Annotated in this window: 18 protein-coding genes; 12 read left to right on the forward strand and 6 right to left on the reverse strand. The window is 70.1% G+C overall.

Annotation, left to right across the window (positions count from 1 at the left end; translation table 11 throughout):
• Nucleotides 1–526 precede the first annotated feature (526 nt).
• Complete coding sequence (locus KGQ19_RS41145; protein ID WP_212019668.1) at nt 527–1,429, reverse strand: LLM class flavin-dependent oxidoreductase; 903 nt, start codon at nt 1,427–1,429, stop codon at nt 527–529.
• Nucleotides 1,430–1,619: 190 nt separating this feature from the next.
• On the opposite strand from KGQ19_RS41145, the gene KGQ19_RS41150 reads away from it, so the two are divergent.
• The 3 genes from KGQ19_RS41150 to KGQ19_RS41160 are packed head-to-tail and all read left to right on the forward strand — an operon-like array spanning nt 1,620 to nt 4,253.
• A complete protein-coding gene (locus tag KGQ19_RS41150; RefSeq protein WP_212019670.1) occupies nt 1,620–2,519 on the forward strand; it encodes a S41 family peptidase in 900 nt (299 codons plus the stop codon).
• Between the two features lie 44 nt (nt 2,520–2,563).
• Complete coding sequence (locus KGQ19_RS41155) at nt 2,564–2,929, forward strand: YciI family protein (protein WP_212019672.1); 366 nt, start codon at nt 2,564–2,566, stop codon at nt 2,927–2,929.
• A gap of 28 nt (nt 2,930–2,957) precedes the next feature.
• A complete protein-coding gene (locus tag KGQ19_RS41160) occupies nt 2,958–4,253 on the forward strand; it encodes an RNA polymerase sigma factor (RefSeq protein ID WP_212019673.1) in 1,296 nt (431 codons plus the stop codon).
• Between the two features lie 22 nt (nt 4,254–4,275).
• Here the strand turns inward: KGQ19_RS41160 and KGQ19_RS41165 are convergent, their stop codons facing one another.
• Nucleotides 4,276–4,758, reverse strand: coding sequence for a carboxymuconolactone decarboxylase family protein (locus tag KGQ19_RS41165; protein ID WP_212019695.1), 483 nt, complete (start codon nt 4,756–4,758; stop codon nt 4,276–4,278).
• 137 nt (nt 4,759–4,895) lie between these two features.
• On the opposite strand from KGQ19_RS41165, the gene KGQ19_RS41170 reads away from it, so the two are divergent.
• From KGQ19_RS41170 to KGQ19_RS41180, 3 genes are all read left to right on the forward strand, one after another.
• Nucleotides 4,896–5,792 (forward strand): RNA polymerase sigma-70 factor, encoded by an 897-nt coding sequence (locus tag KGQ19_RS41170; protein ID WP_212019675.1) that lies wholly within the window; start codon nt 4,896–4,898, stop codon nt 5,790–5,792.
• 70 nt (nt 5,793–5,862) lie between these two features.
• On the forward strand, nt 5,863–6,819 hold the full coding sequence (locus KGQ19_RS41175; RefSeq protein ID WP_212019677.1) for an LLM class flavin-dependent oxidoreductase: 957 nt from the start codon (nt 5,863–5,865) through the stop codon (nt 6,817–6,819).
• A 20-nt stretch (nt 6,820–6,839) separates the two neighbouring features.
• Entirely contained in the window at nt 6,840–7,379 is a 540-nt protein-coding gene (locus KGQ19_RS41180) for a DUF6882 domain-containing protein (RefSeq protein WP_230420241.1), read from the forward strand.
• Nucleotides 7,380–7,415: 36 nt separating this feature from the next.
• On the opposite strand, the gene KGQ19_RS41185 is transcribed toward KGQ19_RS41180, so the two are convergent.
• Nucleotides 7,416–8,024: a hypothetical protein gene (locus KGQ19_RS41185; protein ID WP_230420242.1), complete on the reverse strand. Its 609-nt coding sequence runs from the start codon at nt 8,022–8,024 to the stop codon at nt 7,416–7,418.
• A gap of 339 nt (nt 8,025–8,363) precedes the next feature.
• On the opposite strand from KGQ19_RS41185, the gene KGQ19_RS41190 reads away from it, so the two are divergent.
• Entirely contained in the window at nt 8,364–8,939 is a 576-nt protein-coding gene (locus KGQ19_RS41190) for a DUF1062 domain-containing protein (protein ID WP_307856669.1), read from the forward strand.
• Nucleotides 8,940–9,015: 76 nt separating this feature from the next.
• Here the strand turns inward: KGQ19_RS41190 and tuf are convergent, their stop codons facing one another.
• The 3 genes from tuf to KGQ19_RS41205 all read right to left on the reverse strand — a co-directional run bounded on the left by tuf (nt 9,016) and on the right by KGQ19_RS41205 (nt 11,006).
• Nucleotides 9,016–10,212 carry an elongation factor Tu gene (tuf, locus tag KGQ19_RS41195; RefSeq protein ID WP_212019679.1) on the reverse strand — a complete coding sequence of 399 codons (1,197 nt, stop codon included), beginning with the start codon at nt 10,210–10,212 and terminating at the stop codon, nt 9,016–9,018.
• A 161-nt stretch (nt 10,213–10,373) separates the two neighbouring features.
• Nucleotides 10,374–10,511 carry a hypothetical protein gene (locus KGQ19_RS41200; RefSeq protein WP_212019681.1) on the reverse strand — a complete coding sequence of 46 codons (138 nt, stop codon included), beginning with the start codon at nt 10,509–10,511 and terminating at the stop codon, nt 10,374–10,376.
• 48 nt (nt 10,512–10,559) lie between these two features.
• The gene (locus tag KGQ19_RS41205) at nt 10,560–11,006 is read right to left on the reverse strand and encodes an anthrone oxygenase family protein (protein WP_212019683.1); all 447 of its coding nucleotides are present in this window, start codon (nt 11,004–11,006) and stop codon (nt 10,560–10,562) included.
• Between the two features lie 90 nt (nt 11,007–11,096).
• On the opposite strand from KGQ19_RS41205, the gene KGQ19_RS41210 reads away from it, so the two are divergent.
• The 5 genes from KGQ19_RS41210 (at nt 11,097) to KGQ19_RS41230 (ending at nt 15,372) form a co-directional block, all read left to right on the forward strand.
• Nucleotides 11,097–11,675: a TetR/AcrR family transcriptional regulator gene (locus tag KGQ19_RS41210; protein WP_212019685.1), complete on the forward strand. Its 579-nt coding sequence runs from the start codon at nt 11,097–11,099 to the stop codon at nt 11,673–11,675.
• 151 nt (nt 11,676–11,826) lie between these two features.
• Complete coding sequence (nth, locus tag KGQ19_RS41215; RefSeq protein ID WP_212019687.1) at nt 11,827–12,606, forward strand: endonuclease III; 780 nt, start codon at nt 11,827–11,829, stop codon at nt 12,604–12,606.
• Between the two features lie 14 nt (nt 12,607–12,620).
• Nucleotides 12,621–13,322 carry an NUDIX hydrolase gene (locus tag KGQ19_RS41220; protein ID WP_230420243.1) on the forward strand — a complete coding sequence of 234 codons (702 nt, stop codon included), beginning with the start codon at nt 12,621–12,623 and terminating at the stop codon, nt 13,320–13,322.
• Nucleotides 13,323–14,504 (forward strand): MarP family serine protease, encoded by a 1,182-nt coding sequence (locus KGQ19_RS41225; protein WP_212019691.1) that lies wholly within the window; start codon nt 13,323–13,325, stop codon nt 14,502–14,504.
• Between the two features lie 151 nt (nt 14,505–14,655).
• Complete coding sequence (locus KGQ19_RS41230) at nt 14,656–15,372, forward strand: metal-dependent hydrolase (RefSeq protein ID WP_212019693.1); 717 nt, start codon at nt 14,656–14,658, stop codon at nt 15,370–15,372.
• The last annotated feature ends 438 nt before the right edge of the window (nt 15,373–15,810 follow it).

Consider the following 15,810-nt stretch of genomic DNA (forward strand, 5'->3'; position numbering starts at 1 on the left):
GACACCGGTGCTGTACCCATCGGGCTGACGACGCGACCGTGGGGAACGGACCGCACCACCTCACAGGCCGCAGCCGCTGAGACTAGATCGGCCACCCTAGGGAACCGCGCTAGTTTCCCTGAGGTTGTCGAGGCCCGCCGGAGGCCCGGCTCTTCACCATGGGTTTGACCTTGATCTTGCTGTTGATCTTGCCTGTGTTGTTGATCTTGCTTTTGATCTGGCCCTTTGTCCTTGCACTGGCTTGCTGGAGTTGAAGAGGCCTGAGGTGGGGCGGGGTTGTGAACGCGGGAACCGGCAGCCAAGTCGCAGACTCGCCGACCCGAACCCCGAACCGGCTCAACTATGACCGAAGGCCGTAAAAATCGCCTTTCAAACAACAGCCAAACCGCAACCCGGCCCACAAACTCAAGCCCCCAGCAAACTCCACCCGCCAACAGATCCCGCCCGCCGACCGGCACATCGCGAATCACATCGCGGACTCCCGAGCACATCGCGAACTCCCAGGCAAACGTTGCCTGACGCGGCACTAGCTACCCAACGCTTCCCGCACCCCGGGCACGACCTCCTCCGCCCATAGCGCAGACGAACGCTCGACGGGCAGGTCGCCGACCGGGAAGTAGGTGAAGCCGTCCGCACCGTGCTCCGAAACCGCACCGCTCAGCTCCTCCACCCACTGCGCTACTGAACCGCCGAGCCAGAGGCCGTCCTGGTCGCGGGTCGTCGCCAGCGGCGTGGGGCTGATGCGCCCCGGCAGGTTGTAGATCGTGGCGATGTCGTGCGGGGTGCGGCCCACGGCCAGTGCGGCCTCGTCCACGATCGGGCGCGACTCGCGGTAGCGGGAGCTGAGCCAGTCGGCGGCACGGCCCGGGATCCAGCCGTCGGCGTGGCGGCCGGTGACCGCCAACGACTTCGCGCCGACCGAGCCGGTCCAGATCGGCGGCGCGTCGACGGGTGCCGGTTCGACGCGGTCCAGGTGATAGAAGTCGCCGTCGAAGGTGACCGGGGCCCCGCCGCCGGCCAGTGATCTGATCACGGTGAAGGCCTCCTCGAAGGCGCGTACCGCCTCGCCTCCGGTCAGCCGCGGAACGCCGAGGCGCGTGATGTCGTCCCACGACCCGCCGGCGCCCAGTCCCGTCACCACGCGGCCGCCGCTCAGTACGGCCAGCGAGGTGACCGCCCGAGCCAGCATCGGGGCGGGGCGGGTCGGCAGGTTGCTGACATTCACCATCCCGCTGATGCTCCGGGTGCGCCCCAGGGCGACCCCGACCAGCGAGTACGCATCGAGCATCCGGCCCACATAGGGGTGGTCGGACACGGAGAAGTGGCTCAGGCCGGCGCGGTCGGCGACATCGATGATCCCCATTGTCTGCTCGACGTCCCGCACCGCATTCGACACGCCGATCCCGTACTGAACCGCATTCCCGGCCATGGCGGACTCCGTCCCCAGTAGTTCGTGTAACGAACATACTAGTGCGGGGCATGGAAATGGACGCGCCACGCCGTTCGGGGGGTACGGCGTGGCACGTCCAGTCGGCACGTAGCAGGCGCTGCCCGCATAAATGCCTCATAGAACAGGCGCTCGATGACCCGAATCCGTTACACCCCTATGATCACCTGCCATGATCCTTGGCCCGAAGGTCCTCGAAGCCGCGTTGGCCCGGTTCGAGGCGGAGTACATCGACCCGGAGAAGGCGGCGCGCGCCGCGGCCGAGATCCGGCGCGCCGCCGATGCCGGCGAGTATGCGCAGCTGGACGGCGCCGCCACTTGTGAAGCCGTCACCAAAGTGTTCTTCGACGTCTGCCGGGACAAGCACCTGCGGCTCATCTGGAGCGAGGAGCCCGAGCCGCTGGAGGACGAGGAGGCCGGCGCGGCCATGTTCGCCGCGCTGTGCCGGGAGCACAACAACGGCGTGCGCAAGGTCGAGGTGTTGGACGGCGGCATCGGCTACCTCGACCTCACCCTGATCCCGACGGCCGAGATCGGCGGCGCCACCATCGCCGCCGCGATGCGGGTCGTGGCCGGTACCAAGGCGCTCATCGTGGACCTGCGCGGCACTATCGGCGGGTCCACCGACGGCGTGCAGTTGTGGTGCAGCTACCTGATCGCCGGCGCCGACACCCTGCTCACCACCTCGCACTCGCGGGTGAAGGGCACGCGCCAGTACTGGTCGCTGGGCCACGTCGATGGCCCGCGCTACCTCGACCATCCCGTCTATGTCCTGACCGGCGCCCGCACCTTCTCCGGTGGCGAGGACCTGGCCTACACGCTCCAGGGCCTGAAGCGCGCCACGCTGATCGGGGCCACCACGCGGGGCGGTGCCCACCCCACCGACTGGTACCAGCTCACCGAGCACGTGACGGTGACCGTCCCCAACTGCCGGTCGGAGAGCCCGTTCACCGGGACGGACTGGGAGGGCGTCGGTGTCGTGCCCGAGGTCGCGGTGGCTGAGGAGGAAGCACTCGCCGCGGCGGTCGAGCAGGCGCGGTTGTCGATCCGTGCTGATGCCGATCGTCCCTAACTAGTGAGAGGGTCGATATCCGGCCCGCCACGAAGGGAACACCGATGGCGAAGTACATGCTCCTCATCTACGGCAACGAGCAGCGCTGGGAGACCATGTCCGCGGCGGAGTCGGCCGAGATCGACGCCGGCCACGTCGCCTTCGTGAACCGGGCCGGCGTCCGGATCCTGGCCTCCGGCCAGCTGGAACCGTCGTCGACGGCCACCACGCTGCGCGGCACCGGTACCGGCACCGGCGACGAACCGGCGGTGACCGACGGCCCGTTCCTGGAGACCAAGGAAGTCCTCGGCGGCTTCTACCTGCTGGAGGCCGCCGATCTGGACGAAGTCGTGGCGCTGAGCCGGGAGCTGGCCGAAGTCCGGCACGACCACTCCGGGGTGGAGATCACGCCGCTGGTCCACCACGGCTGACCTGGATGGCCGCCATCGGGTCGGACCGGTGACCGGATCCGAGAACCCCACAGCCCACGGCGGCGCCGACGCCGACACCTCTGACGTCGGCGCCGCCGTGGCAGCCGCCCACCGGGCGCACTGGGCCCCGGTCCTGGCCGCGACTGTCCGCGTGACCCGCGATCTCGACATCGCCGAGGAATGCGTCCAGGACGCCTACACCCAAGCGCTGCGCACCTGGCCGTCGGCGGGCATCCCGGAGCACCCCGGCGCGTGGCTCCGGACCGTGGCCGGGAACCGGGCCCGTGACCTGCTGCGCCGGGAATCGGTGTGGCGGCGCGCGATGCCGCTGCTGGTCGAGGACGACACCGTCCCGGGCCCGCAGGACGCGGCCGAGCCCCCGGCCGTCGCCGACGACACCTTGCGCCTGATCTTCACCTGCTGCCATCCCGCGCTGTCCCGCGAAGCGCGGGTGGCCCTGACCCTGCGCCTGGTCTGCGGCCTGTCGACGGCCGAGGTCGCCCGGGCGTTCCTGGTCCAGGAGAGCACCATGGCCGCGCGCATCACCCGGGCCAAGAAGAAGATCGCCACGGCGCGCATTCCCTACCGGGTGCCGACCGCCGCCGACCTGCCCGAGCGGGTCTCAACGGTCTGTGACGTCGTCCACCTGGTCTTCACCACGGGCAGCAACGCCCCGGTCGGCGCGGCGCTGATCCGCGAAGACCTGGTCGCCTCCGCGGTCGGGCTGGCCCGCACCCTTCACCGGCTGCTGCCGGTCGCCGAACCCGCCGGTCTGCTCGCCCTGCTGCTCCTGATCGACGCCCGTCGCGCCACCCGCACCGCCGACGACGGTCAGCCGATCCTGCTGGCGGACCAGGACCGGTCCCGCTGGGACCGGCGGCTGATCGCCGAGGGCACCGACCTGCTGACCGAGGCGCTGCGCGGCGGTCCGCCGACCCGCTACGCGGTCCAGGCCGCGATCGCCGCCGTCCATGCGGAAGCCCCCGATTTCGAGGCCACCGACTGGTCGGAGATCGTCGCCCTCTACGACGTCCTGCTGCGCCTGTGGCCCTCGCCGGTCGTCGAGCTCAACCGGGCGGTGGCAGTCGGCATGCGGGACGGACCGCGGGCGGGCCTGATCGCCCTCGATGATCTGGCTGCCGAGCCCGCGCTGGCGACATACCGCTATCTCAGTGCGGCCCGCGCCGACTTCCTCAGGAAGCTGAAGCAGTGGCCGGAAGCCATTACCGCGTATGAGGAAGCCCTGGTGCTCACCGACAACGAGCCCGAGCGGGCCTTCCTGGCCGCGCGCCTCGCCGAGGTCCGGCGCGCGGCGCGTTCGTAGGACGCAAGGCCTACGGCCTTCACTACTCCAGAGCGGCGAACATGCCCGGCTCGTACGAACCGCCCAGCATGTTCGGGATCAGCGACATCCGGTTGGTCGCGTTCATCATGGCGATCAGGCAGATCAGCGTGCCGAGCTGGTCGTCGTCGAACTGCGCGCGGGCCGCGTCCCAGGTGGCGTCGGACACCACCGCGCCGGGGGCGGTGATCCGGGTCCCCTCCTCGGCCAGGGCCAGGGCGGCGCGCTCGGTCTCGGTGAACACCGTGCTGTGCCGCCAGGTCGCGACCAGGTTCAGGCGCAGCGGCGTCTCGCCGGCCGCCGCGGCCTCCTTGGTGTGGATGTCCACGCACCAGCCGCAGCCGTTGATCTGGCTGATCCGCAGCGAGATCAGGTCCTGGAGCGACTTGGGCAGCGGCGACTTCTCCATCACCTGGGAGGCGGCGTAGAAGCGTTTGGCCAGCTTGGCGGCGGTCGGGCTGTCGAAAAGGTTGAACCGGGTTTCCATGGACACCAGACGCCGGCCGATCCTGGCCCGTGACGATCAGCGGGTGTGACGTGCATCACGTAGGGGGCGCGTCACAAAGGCGCGGTCCGCGATGTCTGGTGTAAAAGCACTCGTGAGCGAACAGGCAGGTGCCATCCATGAGCGAGACAACGACGGGCCAGTCCGCGACCGAGATCTTCGTCGCCCACCGGAACCTGCTGTTCACGGTCGCCTACGAAATGCTCGCCTCGGCGGCCGACGCCGAGGACGTGTTGCAGGAGACCTGGCTGCGCTGGACCACCGTGGACCTGGAGACGGTCCGGGACCCGCGTGCCTACCTGGTGCGGATCACCACCCGGCAGGCGCTGACCCAGCTGCGCAAGCTGGGGCGGCGCAAGGAGTCCTACGTCGGGCCGTGGCTGCCCGAGCCGCTGCTGACCACGCGGGACGTGGCCGAGGACGTGGAACTGGCCGACAGCGTCTCGATGGCGATGCTGCTGGTGATGGAGACGCTGACGCCCGCCGAGCGCGCGGTGTTCGTACTGCGCGAGGTGTTCAGCCTGGAGTACGACGAGATCGCCGAGGCGGTGGACAAGACCCCGGCCGCGGTCCGGCAGATCGCGCACCGGGCCCGGAACCACGTCGCGGCGCGCCGGCCGCGCGGCAGCACCTCGCAGGCCGAGGCCCGCGGCGCCACCGAGGCGTTCCAGAAGGCGGTGACGACCGGCGACCTCCAGGGCCTGTTCGACCTGCTGGCCCCGGACGTGGTCTTCATCGGCGACGGCGGCGGGGTCGTGCAGGCCACGGCGCAGCCGCTCTACGGCGCCGACGTGGTGTCCCGGTTCCTGGCGGACAGCCTGTCCCACCTGCCGGGCTTCGTGGCGATGGAGACGGCGTACGTCAACGGCGGACTGGCGGTGATCATGCGGGACGGCGACACGGTCGACACGATCGTGACCATGCAGACCGAGAACGGCCTGATCACCGGGATCTACGTGATCCGCAATCCGGAGAAGCTGTCGTGGGTCCAGGAGGAGATCGCGATGGCGCGCTGACCGCCGCCGCACCCCGGCGATTCCCCGCAGGGAATTGAGACGCCGCACCGGACCGGCGAGCATCGCGGTCATGGACATCGGTGTGCTGCTCCCGACCGGCGAGGCCCAGTGGGAACCCGGCGACGATCCGCGGGCCGTCGTGGCGCTGGCGAAACGGGCCGAACGGATCGGGTTCTCCTCGCTCTTCGTCAACGATTCGTTGGTCAGCCCGCGGATCGAGGCGTTGACGATGCTGGCGGCGCTCGCCCCGGCGACCGAGCGCGTCACGTTGGGGACCGGCGCGTTGTTGCCGTTCATGAGGCGGCCGGTGCAGGTCGCGCACTCGCTGGCCGCCATCGACGCGCTGTCCGGCGGCCGGCTGACGGTCGCGGTGGGTGCCGGGTTCCCCGGCCGGTTCGGGCGGCCCATGTACACGCTGTCCGAGCTGCCTTGGGAACGCCGCTTCCAGCGGCTGGACGAGACGGTGGCGCTGTGGCGCGCGTGGTGGGCCGGAGCCACCTCCTTTCACGGCGACCTCGTCCGCTTCGACGACCTGCCGCCGGCGACGAAGCCGTTCCGGACCGAAGGGCCGCCGATCTGGTTGGGCGGTGCGACCCCGGCGGCCCTGGCCCGCGTCGCCGGGCACTACGACGGCTGGCTCCCGTATCCGCCGGACCCGGCCGACTATCGCAGTGGCCTGACGACGATCCGCGATGCCGCGCGCCAGGCGGGGCGATCGGCCGACGCCGTCACGCCGGCGCTGTTCGTGACGGTCCGCGTCGACGCCGACGAGGCGGCGGGCCGGGCGCGGCTCGACGTCTACGCCCGAGCCAACTACGGCATGCCGCTGGCCGAGTTGGCGAGGATCCAGGCCGTCGTCACCGGAACGGCCGAGCAGGTGGCCCGGCGGCTGAACACCTATATCGCGGCCGGGGCCAGGCATCTGGTCCTTCGGCTCGGCGCCATCGGGCTGGCCGCGCAGGAGGGACAGCTCGATCGCGTGGCCGCGTTGCTCCCGGCGTTGGTCCGCGCGCCCTCCTCGGCCTGACGCCTGGCAGACTGCGCCGCATGGGACCTCACGACCGCGGCGCCGCTCCGGACCCGGGCCTGTCGGCGGCCTCGGACCTGAACACCCTGCTGCTCCAGGGCGAGAACATGATCGAGCAGCTGGGCGCCGCGCACGCCAAGGCCTGGGGTCTGGGCTCGGCCGGCCGGTGGGATCTGGACCAGCAGACCGGGTTGATCACGTGGAGGTTCCCGGACAAGACCGCGACCGCCCCGGCACAGATCCTCGGCAGCTTCAACGCGGAGGCCGAATCGTGGCTGTGGGCCTGGGCGAACGACAGCATCCTGCCGGAGATGAGCCGGGACGCGCGGGCGGTGCGGGAGTGGGGCGAGGCGTACGGCCACCGGGCGCTGACCGAGCCCAAGGTGCACGGCGACGCCAGCACCGCCGGCGCGCTGGTGGCGGTGGCGGTGCGGATCACGCGGGCGACCGGCTACTACCGGGGCGGCGACGGCGGCGCCATCCCGATCATCACCTTCGGCCCGGTGACGCTGACCGCGCACGACGGGACTACCCGGACGGTGACCGTCGAGGTCGGCTGAGGACTTGGCCGCTCCCGGCCGCCGCGGCGTGTTCGGTCAGCCGGGCCCGCTCGCCTGGGCTTGGCCGATCCAGTCGGCCACGGCCTGTTCGGCCAGCCGGGCCCGCTTTGCTGCGGGGGCCTTCTTGATCAGAGTACTGACCCGCTGCGCCTGTTCGGTGGTCGGCAGCGAGCCGATCAGCAGCAGCGGCAGGACCAGTCGGCGGGCCAGGAGCTCGCTCTCTGAGGTGACCCGCGGGCGCCGCACGACCGAGATGTTGACCCGGACGGCGTGCTCGTTGCCCGGCTGCGCACCCGGCCGGTCCGTTTCGATGGCGGCGTAACGGAACCCGTGCGCGAGATCGCAGGCCGAACACCCTACCGGCCCGCGGCTCAGCCGCTCACCGCACTCCTCACAGGTCAGTCGGTCGTATGCGGCGTCGACGATCCGCCAGTCATGCCGGTCGGGTTCGGCGAGGACCAGCTCGGCCAGCGTGCTCTCCGGGACTTCGTCGGGGTGCCAGGTTTGCCGGAACGCGGACCACTCGTCCTCGATGATGCGGTCCACCAAGGCGCTACAGGTGTCACACACCGACGCACCGCTGTACTCGTACCCGCCACATTCCGCACAGCGCCGCAACGGTGCGCCGGCTGCGGGTCTGGTCATAGGCCGCAGCATATTCGCTGGCCACGCCGGATCCACCGGTATTACGATCGCGCAGTCATCCAGGATCCGCCCACTGGCGATCCAGGCCGCCGCGTCGAGGACGGGCCGTTGTACACCAGCTGAGACGTTCATCGCGCCGATAGGCACGCCACCCCCTGACGGGTCCCCAGCCGCACCGCGCTTGCGCGCCACCGGTTCAGTTCCGCGTGCCCTTCGGCAGGTCATCGACCTGCGACCGCCCCTTTGCCGGGCACCCGTGGGTCGAGCCGGCGCCGTACTCCTTTTCCGGGGTGCCGTGCCGACGTCTGAACGAGATCTCACAGCAGATCGGCCTTCCTGGTGCACGAAAACACCTTCCTCGTGCGCGCCGCCACGCGCTGGCGCGTCCGCCCGACCGACTTCCCGACCATCCGGCGCCGCTGCCGGGTCTGCCCCTCGATGGAGTTCCGGACCCGAGGACTGTTCCGGGTCAACGCGAACCACAAGCTGCTCGACATCTGGCTGCTGGCGCTGTGCGCGCAGTGCGGCGAGACCACGAAGCTGACGGTGCTGGAGCGGGCCAACGTCCGCACCATCGATCCGGCGCTGCTCAGCGGCTTCCACGAGAACGACCCCGCGCTCGCGGCGCGGCTGCTCACCGATCCGCTGGTGGCCCGCCGCAACGACATCGCGCTGGACTGGACCGACGCGTGGACGCTGGAGATGGATCCGGTGGAGCTGCCCAAGGCCGACATCCTCGATGTCGGCGTGCACTTCTCGCACCGCATCCCGCTCCGGGTGACGACGCTCATCGCGACCGGGCTGGAACTGTCGGGATCCGAGGTCGCCAAGCTGATCGCGGCGGGCGGGATCTCCTCCGGGGACAAGCTGACCGGCCGCCGGGCCGGCGACTTCGGTTTCGTGGTCCGCTGGTAGCCGGTGAACGCGGTGGTCGTGGCCCGATCGGAATCCCGATCGGGCCACGACCTGTCACAAGGCCCTGATGGCAGCCCTAGTCCACCAGCTCCAGCACGGTCCCGGCGCCGACGGTCCGGCCGCCCTCGCGGATGGCGAACCCGAGGCCGGGCTCCATCGCGACGCCGTGGCCCAGCTCGACGGTCATCGTGACCCGGTCGCCGGGCAGCGCGACGCCACCGGTCCCCAGGTCCACCGAGCCGACCACGTCGGTAGTGCGGAAGTGGAACTGCGGCCGGTAGCCGGCGCCGAAGCCGGTGTGCCGGCCGCCCTCGGCCGAGGACAGCACATACACCTCGGCGCGGAACCGGCGGTGCGGCTGGATGCTCTGCGGGGCGGCCAGGACCTGACCGCGCCGGATCTGCTCCCGGCGCACCCCGCGCAGCAACAGCGCCGCGTTGTCCCCGGCCTGCGCGGCCTCCATCGTCCGGCCGAAGGTCTCGATGCCGGTGACCACCGCGGTGAACGCCTCGCCGTGGCCGGACACCTCCACCTGGGAGCCCAGGGCCAGGCTGCCGCGCTCGACCGCGCCGGTGACGACCGTGCCCCGACCGGTGATGGTCAGCACGTTCTCCACCGGCATCAGGAACGGGGACTCCAGGTCGCGGACCGGGTCCGGGACCGTGGTGTCCACCGCGGCCAGCAGGTCGAGGATCCGCTGCGTCCACACCGGGTCGCCCTCAAGCGCGCGCAGCCCGGACACCCGGACCACGGCTACCTGCTCGCCGGGGAAGCCCTGCGCGGTCAGCAGGTCCCTGATCTCCAGCTCCACCAGGTCCAGCAGCTCCTCGTCGTCGACCAGGTCGGCCTTGTTCAGCGCGACGACCACGTGCGGGACCCCGACCTGCCGGGCCAGCAGGATGTGCTCCCGGGTCTGCGGCATCGCGCCGTCCTGCGCCGAGACGACCAGGATCGCGCCGTCGACCTGGGCCGCACCGGTGATCATGTTCTTGATGTAGTCGGCGTGGCCGGGCATGTCGACGTGTGCGTAGTGCCGGAGGCCGGTCTCGTACTCGACGTGCGCGATGTTGATGGTGATGCCGCGACTGATCTCCTCCGGGGCCCGGTCGATCCGGTCGAAGGCGACGTAGCGGTTGGCACTGCCGGCGCCGGTGGAGCGCTCGGCCAGGACCTTGGTGATCGCCGCGGTCAGGGTGGTCTTGCCGTGGTCGACGTGGCCCATCGTGCCGATGTTCAGATGCGGCTTGGTGCGGGTGAACTGCTGCTTGGACATGCTCAGATCCCTGAAGCTGACGCGGGCGCGCGGCATCGGCGCGGTCCCGCTGAGGGGTCGGCTGATCGACGGCCGGACGCGCGTCAGCCGTGACGCGCGGGCCGGAGAACCGGTAAGGGGAGCCACCCTCCCCGTTCGGTTCCCGCCGGAGGCGGGGAGGGTCAGCTTCGGACGCCGGCGAATGCGGCGGCGATTGCGGCTGCGGCGGTTGCGCAGACGGCTGCGAATGCCGCGACGACGGCAGCCGGCACCGGCAGGGCGATGCCTGCGGTGCTCGGCGCGAAGGTCGTCGGGGACATGCGTTCATGATGGACGCGGATGCGACGGTTGTATAAGGGTTTTCTGCCTCAGACGAGGGCGGCGACCAGCGCCGCGAAGGCGGCGACGATGACGGCGACCCGGAGGTAGTGGAAGCGGTTCCACCGGTTCAGCTGCTCCCTCCAGTCCGCGGGCCGGGTCTCGGGGGTCCACGTCTTGTTCCGGTTGTTGATCGGGACCAGCAGCAGCATCGACATGATCACGCTGACCAGCAGGAGCGCGGCGGCGGTGATGACCAGGCCGGTGCCGTGGTGGTGCCATCTCGCGACCGTCCAGACCACCATGAGCACCAGCGAGCCGATGTACCAGAACGGCATTACGGCGCCGAGCATCCGGCCCCCATGAGCGTGGCCGATCTGGCCGTTGTCACCGGGGAGGGCGTCGAGGATCCGGCTGAGGATGACGGCGACCGCGAACTCCACCCCCACCATCACGCCGAAGACCACGGTGGTGAATATCTCGAGCGCGTGGAACATGGGAGCCTCCCGTTTTTCTAGCATTGCTAGCCGATGAGGCAACGCTAATACTGCTGACGCTCGATTGTCTAGCGGTGCTAGGATCGAGTCATGTCGGTCCAGGAACGCAAGCAACGCGAACGAGCGGAGCGTGAGCGCCTCATCGTGGCGACGGCTCGCGAACTCGCCGAGAAGCAGGGCTGGGACGCGGTCACCACCCGCCGCCTCGCCGAGCGCATCGAGTACAGCCAGCCCGTCCTCTACAGCCACTTCCGCGGCAAGCGCGAGATCATCGGCGCCGTCGCCCTCGAAGGCGCCACCGAGATGGCCCAGGCGGTGCGGGCCGCGACCTCCGCCGCGGACGGACCGCGGGCCCGGGCCACCGCCCTCGCCCACGCCTACCTCGACTTCGCCGAACGCAACCCGGCGGTCTACGAGGCCTTGTTCGACCTCGACGGCGGCCTGGCCTTCGCGCGGGAGGACACCCCGGCGCCGCTCAAGGACGCCTTCGCCGCTCTGCTGGAGACCCTCGGCGAGGTCGCCGGGGACGGCGTCGAGCCGGGACTGTTCACCGAGGTGTTCTGGGCGGCCCTGCACGGACTGGCCACCCTGACTCGGGCCCAACGGCTACTGCCGGAGTTGGCCGAGCGCAGGGTGGAGCTACTGGTGGACCGGCTCGCCGTGATCTGACACGGTGTCGGCACTGGTGTCGGCACTGGTGTCGGCGCGGGCATATGGCCGGCCCAGCCTTAACAGGTTGAGCCGGTTCACGTCGGCGCCGACGGGTGATGACCGCGAGTTCACACGCGCCTCTTAGGTTCATCGGCTTACAGTGGGGTCCATGACCCGAGCCGCGGCGGATGTCTCCGACGGGAAGACAGCGAAGCCGGAGACCCACACGGCGCTGGTGCGCCGCGCCCGCAAGATTTACCGCGAGCTCGGCGAGGTCTATCCGTACGCCAAGGCCGAGCTGGACGCCGAGAACCCGTTCCAGCTCCTGGTCGCGGTCATCTTGTCGGCCCAGTCCACGGACGTGGGCGTCAACAAGGTCACCCCCGCGCTGTTCCGGAAGTACCCGACCCCGGCCGACCTGGCCGCGGCGGACCCGGAGGAGCTGGAGACGATGATCAAGACCACCGGCTTCTTCCACAACAAGGCCAAGTCCCTGCTGGGCATGTCCAAGGCCCTGGTGGAGGACTTCGACGGCCGGGTCCCGCGCAAGTTGGAGCAGATGGTCACGCTGCCCGGCGTCGGCCGCAAGACCGCCAACGTCGTGCTCGGCAACGCGATCGACCCGGAGACGGGAAAGCCGTTCGGCGTCCCGGGCATCACGGTCGACACGCACTTCGGGCGCCTGGTGCGCCGGTTCGGCTGGACCGACCTGGAGGACCCGGTCAAGGTCGAGCACGCCATCGGGGAGCTGTTCCCGCGCAAGGACTGGACGGTCCTGTCGCACCGCCTGATCTACCACGGCCGGCGGGTCTGCCACGCCAAGAAGCCGGCGTGCGGGGCCTGCCCGATCGCCAACCTGTGCCCCAGCCGTGGGATTGGCGAGCAGGACCCGGTGAAGGCGGCCGCTTTGCTCAAGTACAAACCGGGGGAAGGCGGTCTGCCGCTGTGAGCGTTGCCCATGACATGGGAATCCAGATAGCCGATTCGTTGCCCGAGTGGTTGCTCCCGCTGGCCCGGGCCGCCGAAAGCGGGACCGGGCTGGGCCCGCGCTTCAAGCGGCCCGCCGACTTGGCCGGGGAGCCCCGGCGCTCCGCGGTGCTGATCCTGTTCGGCGAGGACCCGGTGCACGGTCCCGACGTGTTGTTCGTCGAGCGCTCCAAGACCCTGCGGAACCATCCCGGGCAGCCGGCCTTCCCCGGCGGCGCGGTCGATCCCGGCGAGGGGCCGGTGGCCACCGCGCTGCGCGAGGCCAACGAGGAGACCGATCTGGATCCGGCCGGGGTGCAGGTCTTCGGGATCCTGCCGGACCAGTACGTCTTCCCGTCGGACTTCCTGGTGACCCCGGTGCTGGGCTGGTGGCGTACCCCCAGCCCGGTCCGGGTACGGGATCCGCGGGAGGTCGCCTCGGTGTGCCGGATCGCGGTGCGGGACCTGGTCGACCCGGCCAACCGGATGCTGGTCGGCAGCCCTTCGGGGAACTCGAGCCCGGCCTTCGACGCCGGGCCCTTGCTGATCTGGGGCTTCACCGCCGCGCTCCTGGACGGGGTGCTGCGGGCCGGTGGCTGGGAGCGGCCGTGGGACAGGGAGCGGTTCGAACCGCTGCCGCAGGAGGTGCTGGCGCTGGCGTTCCGCGACCGCGGGGCGCCGGGGGGAGAAGATAAGTAGATGGACATCCTCGACATCCTGCTGCTGCTGGTCGTGGCGGCGTTCGCGGTCTCCGGGTATCGGCAGGGTTTCGTCGTGGGAGTGGTCTCCTTCGCCGGCTTCATCGGTGGCCTGACGCTGGGCTTCGTGCTGGTCCCGAACTTCCTGGACCGCTCGTCCAGCAGCCTGCTGGCCTCGGTGATCGCACTGTGCGCGGTGCTGGCGCTGGCGGTGGTCGGGCAGGTGCTCGGCTCGATGCTGGGGGCCAAGCTGCGCGAGGCCATCACCTGGCAGCCCGCGCAGCTGGTGGACGCGGTCAGCGGCTCGGTGGTGTCGGTGATCGCGGTGCTGATGGTGGCCTGGTTCCTGGGGCTGGCGCTGTTCACGTCCTCGGTGCCGACCATCAGCGACCAGGTGCGCTCCTCCAGCATCCTCAAGGGCATGACACAGGTGCTGCCGCAGGGTGCCAACCAGTGGTTCAACGGGTTCTCCAACATCCTGAACCGCAACGGCTTCCCCCAGGTGTTCGCGCCCTTCCAGGCCGAGGACCCGGCGAACGTCCCGGCCCCGGACCAGGCGCTGCTGAACAGCCCGGTGATCGGCGCCGACCGGAACTCGATCGTGAAGATCCGGGGCCAGGCGCCGTCCTGCGGCAAGGACATCGAGGGCTCCGGGTTCGTCTACGCCCCGGGCAAGGTGATGACCAACGCGCACGTGGTCGGCGGCACCCGCTCGCTGGTGGTGCGGCAGTCCGACAACCGGCAGTACGCGGCCACCGTGGTGCTGTTCGACCCCAAGCGGGACATCGCCGTGCTGGACGTGCCCGGCCTGAAGGCGCCGCAGCTGAACTTCGACCTGTCCGGCAAGGCCAACGACGACGCGCTCGTGGTCGGCTACCCGGAGGACGGCCCGTTCACCGTCGACGCCGCGCGCATCCGCGAGCAGATCACGGCCACCGGCGCCGACATCTACTCCAACGGCAACGTCCGCCGCCAGGTGTTCTCCCTCTACGCGCAGGTGCAGCAGGGCAACTCCGGCGGCCCGCTGCTGTCCAGCGACGGCCGGGTGCTCGGCGTGGTCTTCGCCAAGTCGCTGGAGGACAAGAACACCGGCTACGCGCTGACCGCCTCGGAGGTCTCCTCCGACGCCGCGGCCGGCGCCGCCACCGACACTCCGGTCAACACCCAGGCCTGCGCGATCTGAGCCGTCGCCGCTCGGGCTGACGACGGCACTTCTGCCGCGGCTGCCCGGGCGGACAAGTCGATCTCAGTCTTCTGCCGCCCCGAGCTTCGTCGCGCCTTCCTGATACGTTCATCGCCAGAACCGGAACAGACAACCAGGGGGCGGATCGGGCATGCTCGGGCACTCACACGCGACCAGCGGCGGACTGGCCTGGGCGGCGGCCGCCTCGGCGCTGCCGATGAGCGTCCTGGACTATCCGGCGATGCACGGCTCGACCGCCCACATCCAGCCCAAGGACCTGATCTTCGGGACCTTCATCACGGCCGGGGCGGCGCTGCTGCCGGACATCGACCACCCGAACGGCACCATCGCGCACTCGGTAGGGCCGATCACCCACAACCTGTGCAAGGGCGTTTCGAAGATCAGCGGCGGGCACCGGCACGCCACGCACTCGCTGGCCTTCGTCGCCGCCGTCACCTACGGCACCTGGGCCGGTGAGAAGTACCTCGGCCGCTACTTCACCCTCGGCCTGGTGTTCTTCATGCTGGTGCTGGCCGTGCGAGCGCTGAACCTGTGCCCGCGGGGCGAGAAGCTGGAGGCCTACGGGCCCTGCATCCTGCTGGCCGGCGGCGGCACGGTCCTGATGGACCGCTGGATAGCCAGCGCGCCGGGTTGGCTGCCGTTCGCCATAGGCCTCGGAGCCCTGACACACCTGGCCGGCGACTGCCTCACCGACCACGGCTGCCGACTGTTCTGGCCGTTCACGCTGCGCACCGGGATACCGCTGATCCAGCGCACCGGTAACAAGATGGAGACCTGGTTCCTGGCGCCGGCGATGGCGGTCGGCTGCGCGGTGGTGCTCTATATAAAGACGGCTTCGAAGCCTTAGCTAGCTAGTAGCGCATCAGGCAACCGTTGCCCGGCAGTTCGCGACGTGCCGGTCGCGGGATGGGATGGGTTCGCGGCTGGTGTTGCGGGATTCTGGAACTGTGGGCGGGGGCGGAGTTTGCGGGGGGTTGGAGTTTGCGGGGCGGGTTGCGGTTGGGGTGTGGGTTGCAAAGCTTTTTACGGCCTTCGGTTATAGGTGTGCCGGTTCGGGGTTCGGGTCGGCGGGTCTGTGACTTGGCTGCCGGTTCGCGCGTTCACAACCCCGCCTCACCTCAGGCCTCTTCAACTCCAGCAAGTCAGGGCAAGGGCACAGGCCAGATCAAGAGCAAGATCAAGAGCCAGGGTCAGAGCCACAAGCAAGGTCAAGGTCAAGGGCTGTGGTGAAGGGCCGGGCCTCCGGCGGGCCTCGGCAACCTCAGGGAAACTAGCGCGGTTCCCT

The sequence above is a fragment of the Catenulispora pinistramenti genome (assembly GCF_018274385.1).
Taxonomy (GTDB): Bacteria; Actinomycetota; Actinomycetes; order Streptomycetales; family Catenulisporaceae; genus Catenulispora; species Catenulispora pinistramenti.

Coding starts and splice junctions, on each gene's coding strand:
- KGQ19_RS41145 (WP_212019668.1), bottom strand. CDS start 1,429: ATGGCCGGGAATGCGGTTCAGTACGGGATCGGCGTGTCGAATGCGGTG.
- KGQ19_RS41150 (WP_212019670.1), top strand. CDS start 1,620: ATGATCCTTGGCCCGAAGGTCCTCGAAGCCGCGTTGGCCCGGTTCGAG.
- KGQ19_RS41155 (WP_212019672.1), top strand. CDS start 2,564: ATGGCGAAGTACATGCTCCTCATCTACGGCAACGAGCAGCGCTGGGAG.
- KGQ19_RS41165 (WP_212019695.1), bottom strand. CDS start 4,758: ATGGAAACCCGGTTCAACCTTTTCGACAGCCCGACCGCCGCCAAGCTG.
- KGQ19_RS41170 (WP_212019675.1), top strand. CDS start 4,896: ATGAGCGAGACAACGACGGGCCAGTCCGCGACCGAGATCTTCGTCGCC.
- KGQ19_RS41175 (WP_212019677.1), top strand. CDS start 5,863: ATGGACATCGGTGTGCTGCTCCCGACCGGCGAGGCCCAGTGGGAACCC.
- KGQ19_RS41180 (WP_230420241.1), top strand. CDS start 6,840: ATGGGACCTCACGACCGCGGCGCCGCTCCGGACCCGGGCCTGTCGGCG.
- KGQ19_RS41185 (WP_230420242.1), bottom strand. CDS start 8,024: ATGACCAGACCCGCAGCCGGCGCACCGTTGCGGCGCTGTGCGGAATGT.
- tuf (WP_212019679.1), bottom strand. CDS start 10,212: ATGTCCAAGCAGCAGTTCACCCGCACCAAGCCGCATCTGAACATCGGC.
- KGQ19_RS41200 (WP_212019681.1), bottom strand. CDS start 10,511: ATGTCCCCGACGACCTTCGCGCCGAGCACCGCAGGCATCGCCCTGCCG.
- KGQ19_RS41205 (WP_212019683.1), bottom strand. CDS start 11,006: ATGTTCCACGCGCTCGAGATATTCACCACCGTGGTCTTCGGCGTGATG.
- KGQ19_RS41210 (WP_212019685.1), top strand. CDS start 11,097: ATGTCGGTCCAGGAACGCAAGCAACGCGAACGAGCGGAGCGTGAGCGC.
- nth (WP_212019687.1), top strand. CDS start 11,827: ATGACCCGAGCCGCGGCGGATGTCTCCGACGGGAAGACAGCGAAGCCG.
- KGQ19_RS41220 (WP_230420243.1), top strand. CDS start 12,621: ATGGGAATCCAGATAGCCGATTCGTTGCCCGAGTGGTTGCTCCCGCTG.
- KGQ19_RS41225 (WP_212019691.1), top strand. CDS start 13,323: ATGGACATCCTCGACATCCTGCTGCTGCTGGTCGTGGCGGCGTTCGCG.
- KGQ19_RS41230 (WP_212019693.1), top strand. CDS start 14,656: ATGCTCGGGCACTCACACGCGACCAGCGGCGGACTGGCCTGGGCGGCG.